This is a genomic window from Metallibacterium sp., from assembly GCF_054637675.1.
This window is the reverse complement of record NZ_JBTSRB010000009.1, coordinates 35940-60522: the sequence shown is the minus strand read 5'-3', so window position 1 is coordinate 60522 and position 24583 is coordinate 35940. Positions and strand designations below refer to the sequence as shown.

23 protein-coding genes are annotated in these 24583 nt (G+C 66.5%); 12 read left to right on the top strand and 11 right to left on the bottom strand.

Annotated features, from left to right (window positions below; translation table 11 throughout):
• The first annotated feature begins 16 nt into the window (after positions 1 to 16).
• The 5 genes from pcnB to ACYDAT_RS05010 are packed head-to-tail and all read left to right on the top strand — an operon-like array spanning position 17 to position 3933.
• On the top strand, positions 17 to 1378 hold the full coding sequence (gene pcnB, locus ACYDAT_RS05030) for a polynucleotide adenylyltransferase PcnB (protein WP_461448776.1): 1362 nt from the start codon (positions 17 to 19) through the stop codon (positions 1376 to 1378).
• Positions 1375 to 1869 (top strand): 2-amino-4-hydroxy-6-hydroxymethyldihydropteridine diphosphokinase, encoded by a 495-nt coding sequence (gene folK / locus ACYDAT_RS05025; RefSeq protein ID WP_461448774.1) that lies wholly within the window; start codon positions 1375 to 1377, stop codon positions 1867 to 1869. The genes pcnB and folK overlap by 4 nt, the downstream gene beginning before the upstream one ends.
• 45 nt (positions 1870 to 1914) lie before the next feature.
• Positions 1915 to 2736, top strand: coding sequence for a 3-methyl-2-oxobutanoate hydroxymethyltransferase (panB, locus tag ACYDAT_RS05020; protein WP_461448772.1), 822 nt, complete (start codon positions 1915 to 1917; stop codon positions 2734 to 2736).
• 48 nt (positions 2737 to 2784) lie between these two features.
• Complete coding sequence (panC, locus tag ACYDAT_RS05015; RefSeq protein ID WP_461448770.1) at positions 2785 to 3639, top strand: pantoate--beta-alanine ligase; 855 nt, start codon at positions 2785 to 2787, stop codon at positions 3637 to 3639.
• Positions 3640 to 3933: an aspartate 1-decarboxylase gene (locus ACYDAT_RS05010; RefSeq protein ID WP_461441147.1), complete on the top strand. Its 294-nt coding sequence runs from the start codon at positions 3640 to 3642 to the stop codon at positions 3931 to 3933.
• Between the two features lie 72 nt (positions 3934 to 4005).
• Here ACYDAT_RS05010 and ACYDAT_RS05005 read toward each other — a convergent pair whose 3' ends face one another.
• From ACYDAT_RS05005 to ACYDAT_RS04995, 3 genes are read right to left on the bottom strand one after another with little or no spacing between them, the layout of a single operon-like run.
• Positions 4006 to 4590: a response regulator transcription factor gene (locus ACYDAT_RS05005; RefSeq protein ID WP_461438918.1), complete on the bottom strand. Its 585-nt coding sequence runs from the start codon at positions 4588 to 4590 to the stop codon at positions 4006 to 4008.
• Positions 4587 to 5981, bottom strand: a complete 1395-nt coding sequence (locus tag ACYDAT_RS05000; protein WP_461438919.1) for an ATP-binding protein — start codon at positions 5979 to 5981, stop codon at positions 4587 to 4589. The genes ACYDAT_RS05005 and ACYDAT_RS05000 overlap by 4 nt, the downstream gene beginning before the upstream one ends.
• Entirely contained in the window at positions 5950 to 7488 is a 1539-nt protein-coding gene (locus ACYDAT_RS04995; protein WP_461438920.1) for a peptide MFS transporter, read from the bottom strand. The genes ACYDAT_RS05000 and ACYDAT_RS04995 overlap by 32 nt, the downstream gene beginning before the upstream one ends.
• A gap of 177 nt (positions 7489 to 7665) precedes the next feature.
• Between ACYDAT_RS04995 and gcvPB the strand changes: the two genes are divergently transcribed.
• Positions 7666 to 9141 carry an aminomethyl-transferring glycine dehydrogenase subunit GcvPB gene (gene gcvPB / locus ACYDAT_RS04990; RefSeq protein ID WP_461448768.1) on the top strand — a complete coding sequence of 492 codons (1476 nt, stop codon included), beginning with the start codon at positions 7666 to 7668 and terminating at the stop codon, positions 9139 to 9141.
• Positions 9142 to 9203: 62 nt separating this feature from the next.
• Positions 9204 to 9548: a diacylglycerol kinase gene (locus ACYDAT_RS04985; RefSeq protein ID WP_461448806.1), complete on the top strand. Its 345-nt coding sequence runs from the start codon at positions 9204 to 9206 to the stop codon at positions 9546 to 9548.
• A 3-nt stretch (positions 9549 to 9551) separates the two neighbouring features.
• Here ACYDAT_RS04985 and ACYDAT_RS04980 read toward each other — a convergent pair whose 3' ends face one another.
• The 4 genes from ACYDAT_RS04980 to ACYDAT_RS04965 form a co-directional block, all read right to left on the bottom strand.
• Positions 9552 to 11567: a thioredoxin domain-containing protein gene (locus ACYDAT_RS04980; protein ID WP_461448766.1), complete on the bottom strand. Its 2016-nt coding sequence runs from the start codon at positions 11565 to 11567 to the stop codon at positions 9552 to 9554.
• Between the two features lie 88 nt (positions 11568 to 11655).
• On the bottom strand, positions 11656 to 13341 hold the full coding sequence (locus ACYDAT_RS04975) for a S9 family peptidase (RefSeq protein WP_461448764.1): 1686 nt from the start codon (positions 13339 to 13341) through the stop codon (positions 11656 to 11658).
• Positions 13338 to 13685 (bottom strand): hypothetical protein, encoded by a 348-nt coding sequence (locus tag ACYDAT_RS04970; RefSeq protein ID WP_461448762.1) that lies wholly within the window; start codon positions 13683 to 13685, stop codon positions 13338 to 13340. The genes ACYDAT_RS04975 and ACYDAT_RS04970 overlap by 4 nt, the downstream gene beginning before the upstream one ends.
• Positions 13686 to 13857: 172 nt before the next feature.
• Positions 13858 to 15924: an alpha/beta hydrolase family protein gene (locus tag ACYDAT_RS04965; protein WP_461448760.1), complete on the bottom strand. Its 2067-nt coding sequence runs from the start codon at positions 15922 to 15924 to the stop codon at positions 13858 to 13860.
• A gap of 176 nt (positions 15925 to 16100) precedes the next feature.
• On the opposite strand from ACYDAT_RS04965, the gene ACYDAT_RS04960 reads away from it, so the two are divergent.
• The 5 genes from ACYDAT_RS04960 to ACYDAT_RS04940 all read left to right on the top strand — a co-directional run bounded on the left by ACYDAT_RS04960 (position 16101) and on the right by ACYDAT_RS04940 (position 20868).
• Entirely contained in the window at positions 16101 to 17324 is a 1224-nt protein-coding gene (locus ACYDAT_RS04960) for a class I SAM-dependent rRNA methyltransferase (RefSeq protein WP_461438925.1), read from the top strand.
• Between the two features lie 243 nt (positions 17325 to 17567).
• Complete coding sequence (gene lgt / locus ACYDAT_RS04955; protein ID WP_461438926.1) at positions 17568 to 18557, top strand: prolipoprotein diacylglyceryl transferase; 990 nt, start codon at positions 17568 to 17570, stop codon at positions 18555 to 18557.
• A 63-nt stretch (positions 18558 to 18620) separates the two neighbouring features.
• Positions 18621 to 19415 (top strand): thymidylate synthase, encoded by a 795-nt coding sequence (locus tag ACYDAT_RS04950; RefSeq protein ID WP_461438927.1) that lies wholly within the window; start codon positions 18621 to 18623, stop codon positions 19413 to 19415.
• A complete protein-coding gene (locus ACYDAT_RS04945; RefSeq protein WP_461441142.1) occupies positions 19412 to 19921 on the top strand; it encodes a dihydrofolate reductase in 510 nt (169 codons plus the stop codon). The genes ACYDAT_RS04950 and ACYDAT_RS04945 overlap by 4 nt, the downstream gene beginning before the upstream one ends.
• Positions 19918 to 20868, top strand: a complete 951-nt coding sequence (locus ACYDAT_RS04940; protein WP_461438929.1) for a Nudix family hydrolase — start codon at positions 19918 to 19920, stop codon at positions 20866 to 20868. The genes ACYDAT_RS04945 and ACYDAT_RS04940 overlap by 4 nt, the downstream gene beginning before the upstream one ends.
• A 293-nt stretch (positions 20869 to 21161) precedes the next feature.
• Here ACYDAT_RS04940 and ACYDAT_RS04935 read toward each other — a convergent pair whose 3' ends face one another.
• The 4 genes from ACYDAT_RS04935 to ACYDAT_RS04920 all read right to left on the bottom strand — a co-directional run bounded on the left by ACYDAT_RS04935 (position 21162) and on the right by ACYDAT_RS04920 (position 24583).
• Positions 21162 to 21722 (bottom strand): NRDE family protein, encoded by a 561-nt coding sequence (locus ACYDAT_RS04935; RefSeq protein ID WP_461448758.1) that lies wholly within the window; start codon positions 21720 to 21722, stop codon positions 21162 to 21164.
• Between the two features lie 3 nt (positions 21723 to 21725).
• Entirely contained in the window at positions 21726 to 22361 is a 636-nt protein-coding gene (gene coaE, locus ACYDAT_RS04930) for a dephospho-CoA kinase (RefSeq protein WP_461439435.1), read from the bottom strand.
• On the bottom strand, positions 22354 to 23253 hold the full coding sequence (locus ACYDAT_RS04925) for a prepilin peptidase (protein WP_461448756.1): 900 nt from the start codon (positions 23251 to 23253) through the stop codon (positions 22354 to 22356). Before ACYDAT_RS04925 ends, coaE begins: the two co-directional genes overlap by 8 nt.
• A 64-nt stretch (positions 23254 to 23317) precedes the next feature.
• Positions 23318 to 24583, bottom strand: coding sequence for a type II secretion system F family protein (locus ACYDAT_RS04920; RefSeq protein WP_461448754.1), 1266 nt, complete (start codon positions 24581 to 24583; stop codon positions 23318 to 23320).

The following is a 24583-nucleotide window of genomic DNA, read 5'->3' as shown; positions in this document are numbered from 1 at the left end:
CCAGGAACCGCTCCGTTTGAACCCGGAAAACCGGAATTTCCCGACCCCCGAACTGCGCATCGTGCCACGCGCCGCGCACACGCTTTCGCGCAAGCACATCAGTTCCGGCGCGCTGCGCGTGCTGTATCGCCTGCATGAATCGGGCTATGCCGCGTATCTGGTCGGCGGCGCGGTGCGCGATCTGCTGCTGGGCGGGCATCCCAAGGATTTCGATATCGCCACCGATGCCACACCCGAGCAGGTGCGGCAATTGTTTCGCAATTGCCGGCTGATCGGGCGGCGCTTTCGCCTGGCGCATGTGGTGTTCGGGCGCGAGATCGTCGAGGTGGCCACGCTGCGCGGCCAGGATGGCGAGGGCGAACGTCAGGTGCACGATGACGGCCGCATCCTGCGCGACAACATCTGGGGCAGCATCGAGGAGGATGCGCTGCGCCGCGACTTCCGCGTCAACGCGCTGTACTACGACATCAGCGATTTCAGCGTGCGCGATTACGTCGGTGGGCTGGAAGACCTTGAGCAGCGCGAACTGCACCTGATCGGCGAGCCGGAACAGCGCTATCGCGAGGATCCGGTGCGCATGCTGCGCGCGGCGCGGCTGTCGGCCAAGCTGGGTTTCGAGATCGCCGATGCCAGCGCCGCGCCGATCGCGGAACTGGCGCCGCTGCTGGCGGACGTCGCGCCGGCGCGCTTGTTCGATGAAGCGCTGAAGCTGTTCATGGCCGGGTACGGACTGGCCAGTTTTCACCAGTTGGAGCGCTACGGCTTGTTGCGCTGGCTGCTGCCGGCGCTGGCTGCCGCGCTGACCCGCGATCGCGACGGCACGCTGCGGCGCATGACCGAACGCGCGCTGGCCAATACCGATGCGCGCGTGCGCGAGGACAAGCCGGTGACGCCGGCGTTCACTTTCGCGGTGCTGCTGTGGAGCGAGGTGCAGCCCGAGGCCGCGCGCCTGCTGGAGTCCGGCGTCGAGGCCAGCGCCGCATGGCACCGCGCTGGGCAGCAGGCGATCGCGGAGCAGGCGCAGCGCGTTGCCATTCCGCGCCGCTTCGGCGTGGTGATGGAAGAAATCTGGGCGCTGCAACCGCGCTTCACAGTGCGCAGTGCGCGCGGTCGCGTGCAGCGCCTGCTGGCGCATCCGCGTTTTCGCGCGGCTTACGACTTCCTGCTGCTGCGCGTCGAGCAGGAGCCCGCATTGGCCGAACTCGCGGCGTGGTGGACGACCGCGCAGGAACAGTCTGGCGCCGTGTTGCCCGCACATGCCGCTTCGGCCGAGCAGGCGGAATCCGATGCGGGTGATGGCGCCGCGCCCACGGCCACGCGCCGACGCCGACGCGGTGGCCAGCGCAAGCGCAAATCCGGTGGCGGTAGCGACGCGTGACCCTGGCCTACATCGGCCTTGGCGCCAATCTCGGACAGCCCGAAGCGCAATTGCGATCGGCATTCAGCGCGCTTGATGCGCTTGCGCACACGCGCTTGCAGGCGCGCTCGCGGCTGTGGCGCACGCCGGCCTGGGGGCCACAGCCGCAGCCGGATTACTGCAACGCCGCGGCCTGCTTGGAAACGACGCTGACACCACGCGCGCTGCTGATTGAACTGATGGGCATCGAGCGCGCGCATGGCCGTGTGCGCGACGCCGTGCGCTATGGGCCGCGCACGCTGGATCTGGATTTGCTGCTGTATGGCGATGCGTGCATCGACGAAGCCGATTTGCAGATACCGCACCCGCGCCTGGTCGAGCGTGCGTTCGTGCTGCTGCCGTTGGCGGAGATCGCGCCGCGGCTGCGGGTGCCGGGTGCCAATGCCAGCGTGAGCGAACTGTTGGCGCGCGTCGACGCTGGCGCGTGTCAGCCGTTGCCTGGGCAGGTTTGAGCATGCTCGCGACGCGCGCATAATCGCGACTTGCCGGAGAATTCCATGTACGTCGAAGCCGCCGCGCCTGCGCGCAAGGCCGTCACCATTCCCATGTTGCGCGCGATGAAGGCGCGTGGTGAGAAAATCGCCATGCTCACCTGTTACGACGCCAGCTTCGCGACGCTGATTGAAACGGCAGGCGTGGACGTGGCGCTGGTCGGCGATTCGCTGGGCATGGTGGTGCAGGGACGCAACAGCACGCTGCCAGTCACGCTGGATGACATGGCTTATCACACCCGCCTGGTTGCGCGCGGACTTTCCGCCACGCTGCTGGTGACCGACCTGCCGTACATGAGTTATCGCGACACCGCGCATGCGCGCGAAGCCGCCGCGCGTCTGCTCGGCGAGTGCGGCGCGGCCATGCTCAAGCTGGAAGGCGCCGGCTGGGTATGCGAGATCATCGCTGACCTGGTGGCGCGCGAGGCGCCGGTGTGCGCACATCTGGGTCTGACGCCGCAGGCGGTGCACCGCCTTGGTGGCTACAAGGTGCAGGGCCGCGAGCAGGATGCCGCCGAGCGCTTGTTCAACGATGCGCAAGCGGTGCAAGCGGCCGGCGCCGAGTTGCTGGTACTCGAAGCCGTGCCCGCGCCGCTGGCCACGCGCATCACCCAGGCGCTGCAGATTCCCGTCATCGGCATTGGCGCCGGTGTCGATTGCGATGGTCAGGTCCTGGTGCTGTACGACATGCTCGGCATCACGTCCGGAAAACGGCCCAGATTCAGCAAGGATTTTCTGGGCGATGCCGGCAGCGTGGCGAACGCGATCAAGGCTTATGTCGCGGCGGTGCGTGGCCGGGAATTTCCTGGCGCCGAGCACGTCTACTGAAGCCATGTCGCACGCCGCCCGGCGCGCGTTTTGAATCGCGAGGAATACATGCAGACCGTGCACGATCTGGCCAGCCTGCGCGCCGCGTTGCGCGCCTGGCGTCAACAGGACCAGCGCATTGCGCTGGTGCCGACCATGGGCAGCTTGCATGCCGGTCATTACGCGCTGGTGCGGCGCGCGCAGCAGTGCGCACCGCGCGTGGTTGCCAGCGTGTTCGTCAATCCCACCCAGTTCGGCCCGAACGAGGATTACACGCGCTACCCGCGCACGCTGGCGCAGGATCAGGCCGGACTCGCCGCGCTCGACTGCGATCTGCTATTCGCGCCCACGGTCGAGGTGATGTATCCCTGCGGATCAGAGGACGCGCTGAGCATCCACGTGCCCGGGATCACCGAAGTGTTGGAGGGCGTGCATCGCCCCGGGCATTTCGACGGCGTGGCCACGGTGGTGGCCAAGCTGTTCGCCATGGTGCAGCCGGATTACGCGGTGTTCGGCGAGAAGGACTGGCAGCAACTGCAAATGGTGCGGCGCCTGCAGCGCGATCTCGGCATGGCGCTGGAGATCATCGCTCTGCCCACGGTGCGCGAAGCCGACGGCCTGGCGCTGAGTTCGCGCAATCTGTATCTCGATGCCGCGCAGCGCGCGCGCGCGCCGCTGATTCACGCCACGCTCCTGTGGATGCGTGCGGCCGCGCAGCAAGGCCACACCCACGCGGTCATCGAACACGCCGCCGTACAGCGTCTGCAGCGCGCCGGCTTCGCGCCGGACTACTGCGCGATCCGCGTGGCCGACACCCTGCAGCCGGCATCAGGCGATGCGCCTTTTGCGCAGTTGATCGCGCTGATCGCGGCGCGCCTGGGCAGCACGCGCTTGATAGACAATCTGCCGTTCGCCGCGTCCTGAATGTTGCTCACGCGTGCTTTGCGCTGCGCACTGCATCGCAACAAGCGGCGCATTGCGCCTGGAGTGGATAACGGTGAGCGCCTCGTGACCTGCGCGATCCGCGCCGAGGAAGGCTCGGACACGATCTCGGTCAATGGCGCCGCGGCGCGGTGCGTGCGCCCCGGGCACTTGCTGACCATCGCCGCTTGGGCGCAAATGGACGCCGCCGCCGAGTTTCAGCCCATGCTGGTGTACGTGGACGCGCAGAAGCGCATGACGCACAGCAAGCGCAGCTTCCCCGGCGGGCGGCGTTAGCGGCGGCTCGCTGGTGCCGGGTGTCCTGATAGCGTCGCGACACCGTGTCCCGGTTCAGCGCCTGGTGCGCGGTCATTCGTGGCCGGGATTGGGGCGCTCGCGAACCGGATGCTTGGCCAACTTGCGCTGCAGGGTGCGCCGGTGCATGCCCAGACGTCGCGCGGCTTCCGAGATATTGCCCCCGGTCTCGCCGAGGATGCGCTGGATGTGCTCCCACTCCAGACGCTTCAGTGGCGGCGGTGCATCCGCTGGTGGCGCGGCCATGGTGGACTGACGCGGCGCATGGGCGGCCAGCGCGCGCGCGATCTGATCGGCATCGGCGGGCTTGGCCAGATAATCGTGCGCGCCGCGCTTGATGGCCTCCACCGCGGTGGCGATCGAGGCATAGCCGGTCAGCAGCAAGATGCGCATGCCTGGCGCGGCCTGCAGCAGTTCAGGAATCAGCTTGAGTCCGTTGGACTCGCCCAGCTTCAGGTCCAGCACGCAGTAGGCCGGGCGCGACTGCGCCGCAAGCTGCAGGGCCGTCGCTGCGCCATTCGCGACGCTGCAGATATAGCCGCGTGCGTTCATGGCGCGCGCCAATACGCTGGTAAAGGCCATGTCGTCATCGACGATGAGCAGGGATTGAGGCGTGGATTTCGGTGCGCTCTCGCTCATGGGGTTTCCTCGGGAATGCAGTGCGCGGCAGTCGGCGCCGGCTCGCCATCTCGCTCCGACAGCAGGGCCAGCAGTGGCAGGCGCAGGCGAATTTCGGCGCCGCCGCCAGCCGCGTTACTGGCATCGAGATCGCCGCCCAGGCGATCAGCGGTGGCTTCGGCCAGCGCCAGCCCGATGCCCAGACCGTGATCCTTGCCGCTGACGCCAAGACTATCAGGCGAGCGTGATGGATCGGCAAAGCCGGGACCGTGATCGCGCACGCGGAACTCCAGACAGCGCACGCCACGGCGCGCGCTGAGCGCGACCTGGGTGGAACCGAGCTGCGCCGAGGCATCGAGCGCGTTATTCAGCAGATTGATCAGCGCGTGCTGCAGCCCGGCCGGAATACGCACCGGCAAATCGGCATCCTCGGCGCGCAGTTGCAGATCGGTATCAGCCTCCGGGCGCAGCAATTGGAAACGATCCGTGCAGCGCCGCACGAATGCGCCGAGACTCAGGGTTTCGCAATCGCCGTCCAGTTGCGCGCGGCCGACCGCCACCAACTCGCGCAGGATCTCACTGCAGCGATCGACCTGTTGCGCCATCAGCTTGAGATCCTCGCGCAGTGGTTCGCAGGTGGACGGCGCCGGAATCAACTCGTGCAGCAGCATGCGCAGCGTGGCCAGCGGCGTGTTGAGTTCATGCGCGGCGCCTGCCGATTGCGTGGCCATGGCCAGGATGCCCTCGTCGCGCAGCGCGCGCTCGTGCAAGCGCTGCAGGCGCATCTGCTCGCCGCGCAGCGCACCGGCAAGGCGCGCGATGAACACCCCCAGCAGCAGCGCGGCAATGGCGAAGTTGATGGCCATGCCGATGACGTGCAGGCTGAAATCAGCCCCATGCCCGCCGGCCATGGCCGGCAGTGGCTGATACCAGCGCAGCAGAAGACCGTAGATCGCACCGCTCAGCACCGCCACCGCGGCGATGCCGGCGCGCGAGAGCGCGGCAGCCGCCAGCGCGATCGGCACCAGCAGCAGGGTGACGAAGGGATTGCTGGCGCCGCCGCTCAGGTACAGCAAGTAGCCCATCACCAGCACGTCCACGGCGATGTGACCGATGGCCTCGAGTTCGCTGACCGGCCAGCCCAGGCGCAGGCGCATCACGGTGGCGATCTCGAACAGCAGCAGCACGCCGATGCCGGCCAGCAGTGCGTGCACCGGAATCGCCAGCGGCACGGCGTAAGCCACGAACAGCACCGCCAGGGTCTGGCCGGTGATCGCGGTCAGGCGCAGCCACGCCAGCGTGATCGCCAGCGCGCGCGGGCCGAGGCGGAACAGGCCGTTGTCGCCGCGATTCGCCGTGGCGCCGCGCGCAAGCGCCGGATCAGTGCCCGCTGGTGCCGTTCTGCGTGGCATGGCTGTTGTGTGTTGCCGACAGGCGACGCATCAGCGGCAGCACCGCCAGCGCGATCAGCGTGCAGACCAAGGCTGCCCAACCCAGCTTGTTGAACAGCGCGGTGTAGACCGGCAGGGTTTTGAGCGGATCGACCAGATTGCGCGGCACGCTGGCGAAGTTGGCGACCACGCCGCCCAGATACATCGAGATGCCCACCGCCACGAAGTACGCGCCCATCATGAAACCGCCCATGCGTGCCGGCACGTAGCGCGCGATCATGGCCAGACCGAGACCGCTGACCAGCAACTCGCCCAGCGAATAGAAGCCATAGCCCCAGATCATCACCCACGACGAGGTTTTGCCGTCGACCCCGGCGTAATGTCCGGCCGCGCCATAGATGAAGAAACCCAGCGCCACCATCACGAAGCCCAGCACGAATTTGGCCGCGATCGACAAATCCTTGCCGCGCTTGCCGGCCGAGGTGTAGATCCACGCCAGCGGTGGACTGAGCACGAAGATCCAGAGTGGGTTCAGCGCCTGGTACTGCGCCGGATTCCAGGTGAACAAGTGCCAGCCGAACAGGTTCTGGTTCCAATCCACGTTGCGCAGCGCGAACAGCGTCAGCGAGCTGGACATCTGTTGATAGAAGATGAAGAAGAAAATGGTCTGCACCACCAGCACCAGCGCCGCGATCAAGCCGGAGCGCTCACTGCGGTCGCTGCTTCTGATCAGATGGGCAAAAATGCCCAGCAGCACCACGCCAGCGCCGTACACGAAAATCTCGGCCAGCGTCTCGTAGTTCAGCACCACCGCCGCGCCCACGGCCAGCAGCGCGCCGGCCAGCAGTACCAGCAGAAGGTGGCCGAGGTGCAACGGACGTTCATCCGGCTGTGAACCGATATGGCGCATGGTCGAGCGCATCAGGCTGTAGTTGGCCAAGCCAATCACCAGTCCGAACGCACAGACCAGAAATGCCGCGTGCCAGCCGAAATGGTTGCCATAGTGCCGATTCACGTAATCCTTGATCCATGGCGTCAACAGCATCGAGAAGGTCGAGCCGATGTTGACCGCCATGTAGTAGATGGTGAAGGCGCTGTCGATCTTGGAGTCGTCGCCCTCGTAGATCTTGCGCACCAGGTTGCCCGAGTTGGGCTTGAACAAGCCATTGCCAACGGTGATCACGCTGAGCGCGCCGAACAACGCCCAGGTGTTGTCGGTGGGCAAGCCCATCAGTGCATAACCGAGGCCGAGGATGATCGCGCCCAGCAGCATGGTGCGGCGCGTGCCCAGAACCTTGTCACCGACCCAGCCGCCGATCGCCGGCGCCACGTAGATCAATGCGGTGGCCGCGCCCCAGACCAGATTGGCGCGGGTATCGTCAAAGCCGAGGCGCTGCACCATGTACAGAACGATCAGCGCCTGCATGCCGTAGAAGCCGAAGCGCTCCCACATCTCGATCAGGAAGATCGTCACGAACGAGCGTGTCTGCGAAGGTGCCGGCAGCGAAGGATCGGGGGTGGTCGCCATGGTGGCTCCGTGAGGGTGGGCGTGGGAGGCGTGGCCGCAGCCATGCTCCAAAGCCGGCGAAGGTTAGCGCATGCGGCTGGGTGATGGGCGGCGGTGCCGAGTCTCGGCTGCGCGCGCTGTCACCAGGGCCGGAGCGTGTCAGCCGTTGTGGCACAATTCGCGCTTGGTATCTCCCGGATGGCCCGCTCCATGCTGATCTTCGAGCACTCGCGTCCCGGCCGCAGCGCGGCCGCCCAGATGCCTCCTGCCTGCGCGCTGCCCGACGATCTGCCGGCCGCCTTGCGCCGCGCCACGCCGATCGGCCTGCCGGAAGTGTCCGAGATGGACGTGGTGCGCCACTACACCAGTCTCAGCCAGAAGAATTTCTCCATCGACACGAACTTCTACCCGCTGGGTTCGTGCACGATGAAATACAACCCGCGCGTCTGCAATTCGCTGGCGATGCTCGATGGCTTTCTGAGCCGTCATCCCTACGCGCCGGAATCGCTCAGTCAGGGTTTTCTGGCGTGCATGTACGAGCTGCAGGAAATCCTCGCCGATGTCACCGGCATGCGGGGCGGCGTATCGCTCACGCCCATGGCCGGCGCGCAGGGTGAGTTCGCCGGCGTCGCCATGATCATGGCCTACCACCGCCACCGCGATGATCTGGCGCGCACCGAAATCATCGTCCCGGATGCCGCGCACGGTACCAACCCCGCCACCGCCACCATGTGCGGCGCCAGCGTGCGCGAGATCCCCACGTTGGCCGATGGCGACATCGACATCGAGGCGCTGAGATCCGTGCTCGGCCCCAACACCGCCGGCATCATGCTGACCAACCCCAGCACCATCGGCGTGTTCGAACGGCGCATCCGGGAAATCGCGCATCTGGTGCATGCAGCCGGTGGCCTGCTGTATTACGACGGCGCCAACCTCAATGCCATCCTCGGCAAGGTGCGGCCCGGCGACATGGGCTTCGATGCCATCCACATGAACCTGCACAAGACCTTCTCCACGCCGCATGGCGGCGGCGGTCCGGGCGCGGGCGCGGTGGGCGTATCCGAGCGGCTCAAGCCGTTCCTGCCCATTCCCATCGTGGAGAAGCGCGCCGATGGCCGCTATGGCTACGCGCGCAAGAAGGATCGCCCGCTGAGCATCGGACGTTTGTCGGCCTTCGCCGGCAACGCCGGCGTGCTGCTGCGCGCCTACATCTACGCGCGCCTGTTGGGCCGCGAAGGCATGCGCCGCGTGGCCGAGTACGCCACGCTCAACGCCAACTATCTGGCGGTCGAGCTGCGCAAGGCCGGCTTCACCCTGGCCTATCCGGCGCGCCGCGCCAGTCATGAGTTCATCGTCACCGTGGCGCCGCAGAAAAAACTCAGTGGCGTCACCGCGCTAGATTTCAGCAAGGCGCTGCTCGACCACGGCATCCACGCGCCGACCAATTATTTTCCGCTGCTGGTGCCCGAGTGCCTGCTGATCGAGCCGACCGAGACCGAGAGCAAGGACACGCTGGATCAGTTCGTTGCGGTCATGGCGAGTCTGCTGCAGCAGGCCAAGGACGACCCCGAGGCGCTGAAGCAGGCGCCGCGCACCACGCCGGTGCGCCGGCTGGATGACGTCAAGGCGGTGAAGGAACTTGACGTCGCCTGGCGTGGCCCGGCTGCCGCCTGAGCACGCGCGGCGTGCCTGACCTGCGCTCGGGCGCGAGCCTGCTGCCGCGCGGTCCGCGTGGCATGTGGCGTGCGCTGCGCTGGTCGCTGCAAGGGCTGGCCATCACTTGGAAAGTGGAAAGCTCGTTCCGGCTCGAGGTGTATCTGTTCGTGGTGCTGGCGCCGTTGGCGCTGTGGCTGGGGCAGGGTGGCGTGCAGAAGGCGCTGCTGCTCGGCTGCCTGTTGCTGGTGCTGGCCGCCGAACTGCTGAATTCCGCGATCGAGGCCGTGATCGAGCGCTACGGCGCCGAACACCACGAACTGGCCGGTCGCGCCAAGGACATGGGTTCGGCCGCGGTGTTCGTGCTGATGCTCAACGTCATCGCCACCTGGGTGCTGATCCTCGGGCCGCGCCTGCTGGTGCGGTGAGGCTTATGTGGCGCTGAACACCGCGATCAGCTCTTCGGGGCGCGTTATTGGCGCGCGGCAAGTGAACCCTTCGCACAGGTAGGCCACGCCGCCGCGCAGAGCCGCGCGCGCGGCGAGCACGGGCGGCAGTGCGGTGGCATCCGCGGGGATGACGTACGCATGCTGGGATGCCGGCAGGCGCGCCAGTGCCGCGTTCCAGGCGTGCTGCTCATGGTCCGAAGTGCGCACGATCAACTGTGCCTCGGGTTGCTGCCACGCGCGCCATGCGCGCAGCAGGCTGGGCGCGGCGGCGGGATATTCGGCCAGCGCCGCGTGCCCGGCATGGATCGCGCGCGCGGCGGCATCGACCCAGCGCGACTCGCCACACAGATGGCCCAGGCGCAGCAGCGCGAAAGCGGCGATGGCATTGCCGCTGGGCTGGCTGGAATCCTCGAAGCCGCGTTCGCGCCCCAGCGGCGTGGCGTGCTCGGCCATGCTGAAGAAAAAACCGCCGCGCGCGTGATCCTCGAACGCGGCGCACAAAGTCGCAGCCAACGCCTGCGCCCAGATGAAATCCTGCGTGCTCCAGCGCCACGCCAGCAGCTCCAGCAGCGCATCGAGCAGGTAGGCGTGGTCGTCGAGAAAACCCGGCACGCTGGTTGCGCTGCCGGCCTGCGCGTACAGCACGCCGTCGCGCCAGGCACCGCCACGCAGCGCGGCCAGCGCGTCCGCGGCGGGCTGCACGAGTTCGGGGGCGCGCAACGCACGCGCGGCGCGGCACAGGCCGGCGCTGGCCAGCGCGTTCCACGCAGTCAGCGCCTTGTCATCGCGCGCCGGGGGCGGGCGCTGCTGGCGCGCGGCCAACAGCGCGTTACGCAGGGTGCTGCCATCGGCATCCTCACGCATCAGGGCGCTGGCCGTTGCCAGGCGCGGATGCCAGGCGTGGCCCTCGAAATTGGGCGCGCGATCCAGGCCGAAATCGTGTTCGGCCTGCGCGCGCAGCGTGGCATCCGGCAGTGCCGCGGCCAACGTCTCGCGCGTCCACACGTAGCAGGCGCCTTCGCCCCCAGGACTGTCGGCATCCAGCGCGCTGGCCCAGGCGCCGCCGGGCAGGCGCAGTTCGCGCTGCATCCACGCCAGGCATAGCCGGGCGACGCGCGCATAGTCCGGGCGCTGCAGCAACGCGGCTGCACGTGCGTACACGGGCAGCAGTTGCGCGTTGTCATACAACATTTTCTCGAAGTGCGGGATGCCCCAGTCGGCATCGACGCAGTAGCGGAAGAATCCGCCGCCGATGTGGTCGTGCAAACCGCCACGCGCCATGCCATCGAGCGTGGTGACGAGCATGCGCCGCGCCGTTTCCGATTCGGGCCGATCGGCCTCGGCGAGGTCCAGCAGCAGCTCCAGCTCGCTGGCCTGCGGAAACTTGGGCGCGCCGCGGTGGCCGCCGTGCTCGGCATCGAAGCGCGATTCGATTTGCGCCAGAGCGTGCGCCACGGGATCGGATGCTTCAGTGCCAGCCGGGGCCGGCGTGGTCTCGGCGGCGGCCAGCCACTCGTGCCACTGCGCACCCTGCCGGGTGATGTCTTCGCGCTGCTCGCGCCACGCCGTGGCGATGCCGCCCAGTACCTGGCGGAACGCCGGCAGGCCGTGGCGCGGTGTCGGCGGGAAATAGGTGCCGGCGAAGATCGGCAGCAGCGTATGCGGATCGATGAACACTGTCAGCGGCCAGCCGCCAGGGCGGCCGTTGAGCGCCTGCTGGGCGCGCTGGTAGGCGCGATCCAGGTCCGGGCGCTGCTCGCGGTCGAGCTTGATGCACACATAGGCCGCATTCATCGCCGCCGCGGTGTCGCCGTGCTCGAAGCTCTCGTGCGCCATGACGTGGCACCAGTGACAGGCGGCATAGCCGATGGACAGCAGGATCGGACAATCGCGCCGCCGTGCCTCGGCCAGCGCCGCGTCGCACCAGGGCCACCAGTCCACCGGGTTGTCGGCATGCTGGCGCAGATACAGGCTGTCGGAGTGCGCGAGTTGATTCATGCCCCAAGCCTCGCACAGTTGGCGTGAGGTAAAAAGTAAAACGCCCGGCGCGCGGCCGGGCGTTTGATTTGTGCAAGAGATCGAAGCGTCAGGGTGAGCTGGCAGCCGCGGGCGCCGCGCCGCCGCCGCCGAGATAGCGCCCGAGGAAGGCCTCCGTTTTCTGGTACAGCGCCTCGCGGTGTTCCTCGGTGTAGAAGCCGTGGCCTTCCTTCGGATACACCAGCCACTCGTAGGGCTTGCCCATTTTTTCCAGCTTGTCGCGCAGCACTTCGGCGTTCTGGATCGGTACACGCGGGTCGGAGCCGCCGTGCACGATCAGCACCGGCACATTGAACTTGTCCAGCAGGGTGATGGGCGACTGCGCGCGCGCCTCGGTCTCGTTGCCGATGGCTTGCGCATAGAAGATGCGCCCACCCTTGGTGCGGCGCGTGTCGGCGCGGTCGAACTCGATGGTCCAGTCCGAAACGCCGACGTAATCGATGGCCGCCTTGTACAGATCGGGCGCCAGGATCGGCTGCATCAGCGTGGAGTAGCCGCCGAAGCTGGCGCCATACACGCCGATGCGATTCGGGTCCACGTAGCCCTGCGCGATGGCCCACTTCACGCCGTCGATCAGATCGTCCTGGATGCCGCTGGCGAACTGGCCGTAACCGGAGTGCTGGAAGTTGAAGCCGCGCCCGCCGGAACCTCTGTAGTTGATCTGCAGCACCGCGTAGCCGCGATTGGCCAGGAACGCGGCGTCGGAATCGTATGTCCACGCATCGCTGGGGCCTAGCGGGCCGCCGTGCGGGATCAGCACCAGCGGCAGGTTCTTCGCCGTCCCGCCCAGCGGCAGGGTGAGAAAGCCCGCCAGCTCGGTACCGCCGCGATTCTTGAAGCGGATCGGCTTGCGCTCGCCAATGTCCATGGTCTTGATCCACGGCAGGGTCTGGAACAGCGGCGTCAGCTTCATGCTGGCGGTATCCAGCAGCGCCCAGGTGCCCGGATCGCGCCCGCTGTAGGCATGCACCAGCACCACGCTGCCGTCGCGGCTCATGCCGGCGAAGTCGATGAAGAAATCCGGGAACTGGCGCATCAATTGCTGGTGCATCCGCGTCCAGCGGCTGTCGTCGAGATAGGTGACAGCCGGGCGCTGGCCATCGAACACATCGGTAAACGTCACCGCGAAAGGCTGGCGCGCGTTGCGTGGCGTGGACAGCACATCGTCGACCGAGCCGAAGTCGTTGCCGGCCAGCAGCTCGCGATGGCCGCCGCTGAGATCGGTTTGGACCAACTGCACGGGCCCACCCTGCGCGCTGTACATGGCGTACAGATGGGTGCCGTCCGGAGCCACGTACAGCGGGCGGAATTCCTTGCCGAACTGCGTGGAATCGAGCTGGGTCCAGCCGCCCTTGGCATCGCGCGCGTAGATCAGCGGGTTGAATTCGTCATCAGCGCCATAGGCATACAAGGCGCGATCCTTGTGCACCAGAAAACTCATGTCGCCGCGATCGATCCGGGCGACCTTGGTCGGCTTGCCGGTGGCGGTATCCACGTCGTACAGCTCGGTGCGCACGGCGTCATGGGACTGGCCGTTGGCGTTCTCGGGCATGATCGAGAACGCCAGGAACACGTGCCCGTTGAGTTCGCGCGGCAGCCCGGCGATGTCCGGGTAGGCGCGTGGTAGCGCCAGGATATTCATCTGCGCGCGGATCGACTTGCCACGATCCAGAAAACTGTAGATCACGCGCTGGTCCTTGCCGTCGGCGTCGATGGCCACCAGTTCGCCGATCAAGCCCGGCGCATCCAGCGAGCCGGACTCGCGCCTCGGGATACCAGCAGACGATTGTCGCCGACCCACACCATCTGTCCGGCCAGCGTGTGCGGGGCGAAACCGAGGCGCGCGGTGATGCGCAGGCTGGGCAACTCCATGATCGCCAGTTCGTGGCGGACTGCATCGCTCTTGCCTGCGTCCACGGTCAACGACACGGCCAGGTGCCTGCCGTCCGGCGAGATCACCGGATTGCGGATCGGCGGATGGCGCGCGAAATCCCTGGCCGGCAGCAGCGTGGCGGCGCTGGCGGCAAAGCCGGCGCACAACAAAATGGCGCCCAGCAGCAGGCGGTAACGGTGCAGCATGACGATCTCCCCTTGCGAATTTCCCTGGGCATGACGCCCGCCATGACAGGCAGCGACCCCCGCCGCCGCCTGCATCAGGAAATCAGTCTAGGTGTCACCCGCGGGCGCGGCCCGGGTCGAAAGTCATGCGTCCTGCGCGGCGGCGTGCATCGCCGCCGCGCAAAGCATCGGCTCAGTGCGCGGTAGTGCCTGCACCGGGGCCGAGGTAACGCGTGAGGAAGGCTTGCACTTTGTTGAACATGGTCACGAGATGCGGCTCGGTCTGGAAGCCGTGATACTCGTTGCCGAACCACAGCCACTCGTAAGGCTTGTGCATGGCTTCCAGCTTGTCGCGCAAACGCTCGGCGTTCTGCGGCGGCACGATGTTGTCGGCGCCGCCCTGCATGATCAGCACCGGAACATTGAAACGATCGAGCATGAACAGCGGCGAGATGGCCTTGGCATCCGCGCGATCGCCGACGAACTGCATATAGGATTCATTGCCCGTGCTGATATGCGAATACACGCTGCGGTCCATCTCGATGCGCCAATCAGACACGCCCGCGTAGTCGATGGCGCACTTGTAGAGCTTCGGCGCCACGATGGGTTGCATCAGCGAGGAATAACCGCCGAAACTGGCGCCGAACACGCAGATGCGATTCGGATCGACGTAGCCTTTGGCGATGGCCCACTTCACGCCGTCGGTCAGGTCGTTCTGGATGCCGGTCGCGAACTGGCGATAGCCGAGATGCTGGAAGTCGAGCCCACGTCCACCGGAACCGCGATAGTTGACTTGCAGTACGGCATAACCGCGATTGGCCAGAAATCCGGCCAGTTGCTCCGCATCGCTGGTGTACGCCCAAGAATCGCGGATGCTGATGGGGCCGCCATGCGGCAGCAAGACCAGCGGCAGGTTCTTGTGTGGCACGCCGACTGGAAAGCTGAGATAGCCGTCCAACTCCATGCCGACGCTGTTCTCGAAGCGGATCGGTTCGCGCGCTGCCAATTGTCCGGGCTTGAACCAGGGCATCACTTGCATCAGCGGCTGCACGTGCATGGTCTTGCTGTCGAACAGCGCGTACTCGCCCGGATCACTATTGCTGTAGGCATGCACCAGGATGGTGCTGCCATGCTCGCTCATGCCGCCGAAGCCGATGTATTCGCCAGGAAAGGCCTTCATCAGCGCTTGATGGATTTGCGCCCAGCGGTCATTGCTCAGGTAATCCACGGCCGGCACGCCGTTCTTGAACGTGGCCGTGAAAGTCACGCCGATGGGTTCGCGATGCGCGCGTGGGCTCCACAGAATGCGGTTGACCGAGCCGAAATCGTTGCTGGCCAGAACCTGCTTGTCGCCGCCATCGAACGCGCAACGAATCAATTCGTTCGGCCCGCCATCGGCGCTGTACAGGGCATACACGCCCTTGCCGCCCGGTGTTACTTCGAGTGGTTGAAATACCTTGCCGAACACGCCAGCAGGTGCGAGTTTCCAGCCGCCTTGACCATTGGGCAGATACACCACTTCATTGAGCTGTTTGTCATGACCGATGGCCAGCAGCGGCTGATCGTCATGCACGAAGAAACCGGCCTGACCCTTGTCGATCTCGGCGATCTGCTTCGGATAGCCACTGACACTGTCCACGTCATACAGCAGGGTGCGATGCGCGGCCTCGTCGTGCTGGCTGACGTTCATCGGGAACGGATGCAGTTCAATGAATACATGTTCGTTCATCCCGTGCGTGGGGCCGACCACGCGCGGGTTGCCATCGACCATGTCCATCATGTTGAACGAAGCACCCGGCGTGCCGCGCGCGGTGATGCTGTACAGCATGCGCTGCTGCGAACCGTCGGCGTTCAACGCGATGATGTCACCGGTGGGTTGTTCCGCCGCCAGCGAACCTGTCACCTTGTTCTCGGACACGACCAGCCGCGTGGGGCCGACCCAAGTGATCAATCCGGGCATGTGCCAGGGCGAAAAGTTCAGACGCGCCGTGACCTTGAGGCTGGGCAAGGCGAATACGATCAACTGGAACTTGCTGTTGGTGCCAGCGGTTTGATCCACTTCGTACGATCCAGCCAGGTACTTGCCATCCGGCGACATCACCACGTCACGCAGCAACGGGAACTGGGCGAAATCATTGACTGGCAGTTGCGGTGCCGGCGCCACGGCCGGCGCGTCGGCAGCCAAGCTCGGCGCGATCGCGCCAAGGCTCATGACCAAGCCCAGACTCAGGGCAAACAGGGTGGATTGATGTGTCTTCATGGCGACTTGCGTTCCGTGCAGCCCCCTCGGGCCGTCCATGCATAGACCGCACGCGGTCTTCTTCGTTTCTTACGTTTGCGTAATATCAAGCTCTTTGCAACGACCGCCATGGCGGATCGGCGATCGTGGTGTCGTGTGCCGCGCCTGTTACGCTTGAGCGTTTACGGGGATTCGTATTGCCGACGCAGCCGGCCAGTGACAATACCACCACCTTGCCGCCGCTTTATCTCAAGCGCGGCGAGGATGCGCGCCTGCGCGCCGGGCACCTGTGGGTGTTTTCCAACGAAGTGGACACCCGGCGCAGTCCGCTGACGGCGTTCGCACCGGGTGCGCCCTGCGTGATCGTGGATGCGTCGGATCGCGCGCTGGGCGTGGGCTATGTCAATCCAGCATCATTGATCGCGGCGCGGCTGGTGGTGCGTGGCACCGCGCATGCGCTCGATCGATCTTTGCTGGTGCACCGCCTCAATGTGGCGCTGGCGCTGCGCGAACGGCTGTATGCCGAGCCCTACTACCGGCTGCTGTACGGCGAGAGCGACGGCGTGCCGGGGCTGACGCTGGATCGTTTCGATGACGTGGTCGTGGCGCAGGCCACCACCGCAGGCATTGAGCGCCTGAAACCCGAGGTTGAGGCCGCGGTGCAAAAAGTGCTCAAACCGCGCGCCATGATCTGGAAGAACGACGCCGGCATCCGCGCGCTGGAAGGCCTGCCGATGATTGCCGACATCGCCTTCGGCGACTTGGCCGCGCCGGCTGCGGTGCGCGAGGGCGGATTGCGCTTCGAGCTCGATGTGCTGGGCGGGCAGAAGACCGGCTGGTATTACGATCAGCACGCCAACCGCGATCGCTTCGTGCATTACGTGGCTGGCAAGCGCGTGCTCGATGTATTCAGTTATCTCGGTGCTTGGGGTCTGCGCGCGGCGGCCAGTGGTGCGCGCGAAGTGCTGTGCGTGGATGCATCGCAGGCGGCCTTGCAAAGGCTCGATGCGGCTGCCGTTGCGAATGGCCTGGCCGAGCGCGTGCGCGGCGCGCACGGCGATGCGTTCGATGTACTCAAGGCGCTGCGCGCCGCGCGCGAGCGCTTTGATGTGGTGGTGGTCGATCCGCCGGCCTTCGTCAAGCGCAAGAAAGACCTCGCGCAAGGCCGGCTGGCCTACCGCCGCATCAACGTGGCGGCGATGCAGTTGCTGGCGCCCGATGGCATTCTGGTGAGCTGTTCGTGCTCGCATCACCTTGCGCGCGGTGAATTGCTGGGCGCGATCCAGGCCGGCGCGCGCGAACTGGAGCGCCAGGTGCAGGTGCTGGAAGTGCTGCAACAAGGGCCGGACCATCCGATCCACCCGGCCATCCCCGAGACCGATTACCTCAAGGGTTATCTGTGCCGGGTGCTGCCGGCTTGAGCGCCCGTCGACTGGTAGCCGGTAGCGGGTAGCCGACCCGCAACTGGATTACCAGCTTCGCTGTTGTGAAGCACTTCCCGCTTGCGCGGGAATGGCGGATGACTGGGTGCTGTACTCCGAACTCGAGTGCGCAAGGACGCCCCGCCGCGCAACTTCGGTTACCGGCTCCCGGCATCTCTGCGGCACTTTCGCGCGTCCGCGTGGTCCGAATCCCTGATTCCCTTCCTGACCCAGCCCGTATCCATGCACCTGCCCTATTTCGACGCGTTCGACGCCATCGCCTTCCACATCGGCCCGATCCCGGTGCACTGGTACGGGCTGATGTATCTGGGCGGGTTCATCGCTGCCTGGTTGCTGGGCGAGCATCGGCGCAAGCAGGGCCGGCTGCCGGTCAGTCGCGATGGCTTCGCCGACCTGCTGTTCTTCGGCATGCTCGGTGTGATCCTGGGCGGACGCATCGGCTACATCGTGTTTTACAACCTGCCGCTGTACATGGCGCATCCGCTGCAGATGTTCGCGCTGTGGGATGGTGGCATGAGCTTCCATGGCGGACTTCTGGGCGTGCTGGCGGGCGGCCTGTACTGGTCGCGCAAATATCGTGTGCCGTTCTTCGATGCGGTGGATTTCGTCGCGCCGCTGGTGCCGATCGGCCTCGGTCTGGGGCGCATCGGCAACTTCATCAACGGCGAGTTGTGGGGGCATCTGACCGACAAGCCCTGGGGCATGATTTTCCCGCGCGCGCTGCGCGAGGCCTCGCAATGCGCGGCGATGAGTCCGCAGCAGATCGCCAGGAACTGGGTGTGCGCGCACTACACGCCGGCGCAGTTGCACGAGGCGGGGCAGTTCGCCGGGTTCAGTGACGCCCAGTTTCGGGCGCTGTGGCGCACCGGCGCGCTCAACAGTTTCGCGCGCGAGCCCTCGCAGTTGATGGAGTGCTTTCTCGAAGGTTTCGTGTTGTTCGTGTTTTTGTGGATCTACTCGCGCAAGCCGCGCAAGCGCTATGCGATCTCGGGCTGGTTCGCGCTGTTGTATGGCGTATTCCGCTTCAGCGTCGAGTTCATCCGTGACCCTGATCCACAGCTTGGCTATCTGCTGGGGACCGGCTGGATGACCATGGGCCAATTGCTGTCGATGCCGCTGATCGTGGCCGGCCTGTTCCTGCTGTGGCTGTCGCGGCGGCAACCGGCGCCACCGGTTCCGGTTTTGGTGAGCGTGCCGGTGACGGAGGCCTGAGCGCGCTGCGCGAGCATGATGCCAAGGCGGACCTGAGCCCGGTCGATAGGCGATAATCGACGCATGCAGGCCTACCTCGAATTGCTCGATCAGGTGCTGACGCGCGGCACGCGCAAGCACGACCGCACCGGCACCGGAACGCTCAGCCTGTTCGGCTGGCAGATGCGTTTCGATCTGGACGCCGGGTTCCCGCTGGTCACCACCAAGCGTGTGCACTGGAAATCGGTGCTGCACGAGTTGCTGTGGTTCCTGCGCGGCGATACCAACATTGCCTACTTGCAGCAGCACGGCGTGAGCATCTGGAACGAGTGGGCCGATGCCGCCGGCGAGCTGGGTCCGGTGTACGGCAAGCAGTGGCGTGCATGGGGTTGCGCCGGGGGTGGCGTGGTCGATCAGATCGCCGGCGTGGTGCAGGAAATTCGCCGCAATCCCGATTCGCGTCGGCTCGTGGTCAGTGCCTGGAACGTGGGCGAGCTGCCGCAAATGGCGCTGGCGCCCTGCCACGTGTTGTTCCAGTTTTATGTGGCCGAGGGCAAGCTGTCGTGCCAGCTTTATCAGCGCTCGGGCGATGTGTTTCTCGGCGTGCCCTTCAACATCGCCAGCTATGCGTTGCTGACGCATTTGATCGCGCAGGTCAGCGGTCTGCAGCCGGGCACGTTCGTGCACACGCTGGGCGACGCGCACTTGTACCTCAATCATCTCGATCAGGCGCGCGAGCAACTCACGCGCACGCCCAGGCCGCTGCCGCGTCTGGCGTTGAATCCCGATGTGCACGATTTGTTTGCGTTCAGCGCCGAGGACATCGTGCTGCACGATTACGCGCCGCATCCCGCGATCAGGGCGTCGGTGGCGGTATGAGCGCGCTGGTGTCGGGTGCGCCGGGGCTGAGCGTGATCGCGGCCTACGACCGCAAACGCGCGATCGGGCGTGGTAACACATTGCCCTGGCATCTGCCGGATGACCTCAAACGCTTCAAGGCGCTGACCCTGGGCCGCCCGCTGCTGATGGGTTATCGCACCGCGCTGTCCATCGGCCGCGCGTTGCCGGGGCGGCGCAATCTGGTGCTGAGCCGCGCGCACGACGCGCCGTTCGCCGGGCAGGAAACCGTGCGCGATTTCGCCGCCGCCTGCTCAGACGAGCGCGATCTGTGCGTGATCGGTGGCGGCGAGGTGTTCGCGCTGGCGCTGCCGCATGCGCGCGTCCTGCATCTGACCGAGATCGACACCGAGATCGAAGCTGCTGATGCGCACTTTCCCACGCTTGCGCACGAGGACTGGATCGAGGTGGACCGCATCGCGCACGCGCCGGATGCGCGTCATCGCTGGGCTTTCAGTTTTGTCGATTGCATGCGACGTGGGGCATGAGCGCGGCGCTTGAAGTCGTCGCTGGCGTGCTGCGCAATCCTCAGGGTCAGGTACTACTGGCGCAGCGCAGGCCGGGCGGCGATCTGGCCGGCCTGTGGGAGTTTCCCGGCGGCAAGCGCGAGGCTGATGAATCCGCCGGGTCGGCGCTGGTGCGCGAGCTGCGCGAGGAATTGGGCGTCAGCGCGCGGGAATGCTCGCCGCTGATCCGCGTGTCCTGGCAATACGCGCACAAGGCGGTGCGGCTCGATGTGTACACGGTTGAGTGCTGGCAAGGCACGGTACAGGCACAGGAGGGCCAGGCGTTGCGCTGGTCGCCGCTGGCGGCGCTGACGCGCGACAGCATGCCGGCGGCCGACTGGCCGGCGGTGCGCGCCTTGCGCTTGCCACCGCGATTGCTGATCACGCCCGACAGCAGCGACCTGCGCGCATTGGCCGACGCCGCGCAGCGCGCGCTGGCCGGACCACGCTGCCTGTTGCGCTTGCGCCTGCCGCAACTGTCGCAGGTCGAGTCGCGCGCGCTCGCGGCGCAGTTGCTGACGCGCGCGCAGGCCCGCCATGGCGACGTGTTGCTGGGCGGCGATATCGACGGCGCGCTGCGGCTCGGGTGCGGGCTGCAATTGAACGCACGGCAACTGGCGACGCTGAGCGCGCGGCCGCTGCCCGAATCGCAATGGTGCGGGGCGTCGTGTCACAACACGCAGGATCTGGCGCGTGCCGCGGTGCTGGATTGCGACTTCGCCGTGCTGGGTCCGGTGTTGCCGACGCCGAGCCATCCGGGCGCCCCCGCGCTGGGCTGGCCGCGCTTCGCCGCGCTGTGCGCCACGGCGGCGTTGCCGGTGTACGCCCTCGGTGGCCTGACGCCCGCCGATCACGAGCGCGTGCGCGCGCTCGGAGCGCAGGGCGTGGCCGGGATTCGCGGTTTCTGGCCAGGCTTGGCTGCGGCCTGATTGCGGCGTGGCTTGCGCACTTCGGCAAATACCCCGCGCATACGAAATTGCGATCAGATATCGAGTCAGATATCGAGAATGATCAGGCTGTCATTCCCGCACAAAGCCTGCCCCCGCGAAGGCGGGGGCGGGAATCCAGCGCTTGCTGAAATCACTGGATCCCCGCTTTCGCGGGGATGACGAGTCAACCCCCGTTTCCGCGGGGATGCGAGCCAACCCCCGCCTTCGCGGGGACAGGCTCTGTGCGGGCATGACGAGAAGTGGGGCGAAGGCGGGGATCCGAGGGGAGTGGCCTAGTCTTTCGTCATTCCCGCGCAGGCGGGAATCCAGCGCTTGCTGAAATCACTGGATCCCCGCTTTCGCGGGGATGACGAGTCAACCCCCGTTTTCGCGGGGATGCGAGCCAACCTCCGCCTTCGCGGGGACAGGCTCTGCGCGGAGATGGCGAGCCAAAACGACCCGGCCGTTCGCTCGAGGAACCTCATCTTGATATTCGTGCCCTGGCCGAGCAGCAGGTGGAAGGGCGCGTAATCGTGCGCCGTGCGCAGCACGCGCTGCGCGGCGACGCCGGGTGTCTCGGTGCCGCGCATGAAATCACCGACCTGCAAACCGCGCGAACGGGGTGCCTGCGGCGGCGGCCACACGCGATGATTGGTCACCAGCGCCCAGCGACCATCGCTGCGCGCCGCCAGCCAGGAGCCGCCGGCCTGCAGGTCGCGACCGCCGAGGATGCGCGCATCCTCGCGCCATGGCGCCGCAGGCGCGCTGGGGCGCGCGTGGAATTCATCGCGATTGCCCAGCACCAGCAGCGGCGTATCGGGTAGCGCATCGATGGCGAGCAATACCAGACACATGGCTCAGTGCGCGGTGGCGCGGTGCAGATAGTCGGCGTGCAGCGCGGCCACGCGCGCCTGCAAGTCCGCGCGCGTGCCGCGGTTGTCGAGCACGTCGTGGGCCAGCGCCAGGCGTGTGCTGCGATCGGCTTGGGCGGCCAGCATGGCCTCGGCCAGCGCGGCGTCGATGCCGTCGCGCTGCAGCAGCCGCGCGCGCTGCAGCGTCTCGGGCGCATCCACCACCAGCACGCGATCCAGCCAGTCGTAGGCGGGCCAGGTTTCGCGCAGCAGCGGGATCGCCAGCAGCGCGTACGGCGCATCGACGGCCTGCAGATGTTCGCGCAGCCAGATGCGCACGCGCGGATGCACGATGGCCTCCAGCGCGCGCCGCGCTTCGGTATTGCCGAACACCTGGCGGCGCAACGCGGCGCGGTCGAGGCTACCGTCGCCGCGCAGCACGTCCGCGCCGAAGCGCTCGATGACGGCGTCGAGGCCGGCGCTGCCCGGCGCCAGTACCTCGCGCGCGGCGTGATCGGCATCCAGCACCGGCACGTCCAGCGCGGCGAAGGCCGCCGCCACGGTGCTCTTGCCCGCGGCGACGCCCCCGGTCAGGCCCACGGCCCAGGGACGTGAAGCCGCCAGCGCGCTGCGTTCAACCATGCATGAAAAAGCCCAGATACCAGTGCGTGAGCATGGTGCCGGCCAGCAGCCAGATCCAGCCGGCGATGGCCAGATACGGGCCGAACGGAATCGGCACGCCGTGGCCTTTGCGGCTGAGCGCCAGATACAGCGAGCCGATCAGCGCGCCAACGATGGACGAGATCAGCACGATGGGCAGCAGCGCCCATGCGCCCATCCACGCGCCCAGCGCGGCGAGCAGCTTGAAATCGCCGTAGCCCATGCCTTCCTTGCCGGTGAGCAGCTTGAACGCCCAGTACACACTCCACAGCGCCAGATAACCCAGCGCCGCGCCGAGAATCGCCTGCTCAGGTGCCACGAACACCGGCGCCAGCGCCAGCAGCAGGCCCAGCCACAGCAACGGCAGGGTGAGCTGATCGGGCAGCAATTGCGTGCGCAGGTCGATGCCGGACGCCGCGATCAGCACCCAGGTGAACACCACCGCGGCCGCGCCCTGCGCATTGGCGCCGAAATGCCACAGCGTCACGGCGCTGAGCACGCCGGTGAGCAATTCGACCAACGGATACTGGATGGAGATCGGCGCCTTGCAGTAACGGCAACGCCCGCGCAGCAGCAGCCAGGACAGCAGCGGGATGTTGTCCCACGCGGCGAGGTGATGCTTGCACTGCGGGCAATGCGAGGGCTCACGCACGATGCCGGGTGGTGCATCTGCGGAGGCGGTATCGGGCGCTGGCTCCAATGCATCCTCGCCGCGCGCTTCGGCGAGGATCGCCTCGGCCTCGCGGCGCCAGCCGTGCAGCAGTCGTTCGGGCAGGCGCAGGATCACCACATTGAGGAAACTGCCGACCAGCAGTCCGAGCACGCCAGCAGCGACAATCCAGTCAATGGTAGGCAGGGCATCGAGCGAGGTCATGCATGCGCTCCAAAAGCGCGGGCCCGCGCGCGGCGGGCCCGGAAAGGTTGTTGATGAAGGCGAATCAGAACGTGCCGGCCAGCTTGAAGATGGGCAGGTACAAGCCGATCACCATGCCGCCGACGAGAATGCCGATGACCACCATGATCAGCGGCTCCAGCAGCGTGCTCAGGGTATCGACGGCGTTGTTCACCTCTTCCTCGTAGAACTCGGCGATCTTGTACAGCATGGTGTCGAGCGCGCCGGACTCCTCGCCGATGGCGGTCATCTGCACCACCATGTTGGGGAACAGGTCGGTCTGGCGCATGGCCAGTTCCAGCTTGTGGCCCACCGAGATGTCCTCGCGCATTTTCCTGACCGCGTTGCCGTACACCACGCTGCCGGTGGCGCCGGCCACGGCGTCCAGCGCCTCGACCAGCGGCACGCCGGCCCTGAAGGTGACGCCCAGTGTGCGCGCGAAGCGCGCGATGGCCGATTCGCGCAGGATGTTGCCGATGATCGGGATCTTCAGCGACAGGCGATCCAGCGCTTGCGCGAAGGCCGTCGAACGCTTGTACAGCATCACCAGTCCGACAATGATCGCGACCAGGACCAGCAGGATGAAGATGCCGTCGTTTTTCACGAAATCCGAGGCGTTGATGATCATTTGCGTGAACGCCGGCATGGCCGCGCCGGCGTCCTTGAACACCTTCGAGAACACCGGCACCACGAAGATCAGCAGCACCAGGCTGACGATGATCGCCACCGAGAAAACCATGGCCGGGTAGAACATGGCCTTCTTGATCTTGGACTTCATCGCCTCCATGCGTTCCTTGTAGGTGGCGACCGTATCCAGCACGGTGTCGAGCACGCCGGCCGCCTCGCCGGCCTTGACCAGATTGCAATACAGATCGTCGAACTGCACTGGATGTCGCGCCAGCGCCTCGTGCAGCGAATTGCCGCCCTCGAGCGCGGTTTTCACGTCGAGCAGCAGGTTCTTCATGCGCACGTTGCGCTGGCCGCCGGCGATGATCTCGAAGGCCTGCACCATGGGCACGCCCGATTTCATCATCGTCGCGATCTGGCGGCTGAAGATGGAGATGTCGCGCGGCTTGATGCTGCTGCCGGCGGCGCCGAACAGCGGCTTGGCTTTTTCCTTCACCTTCTGCGGGTTCATGCCCTGACGGCGCAACTCGGCCTTGACCAGGCTGGCGTTCTTGGACGGCATCTCGCCGCGCATCTTGTGACCGCGCTTGTCCAGCGCTTCCCATGAGTAGGTGGTCAGGCGCGAGATTTCGGCGCGCGCGGCACCCATGTCCGGGCGTTTCTTGGCGGTTGCTGCGGTGGCCAT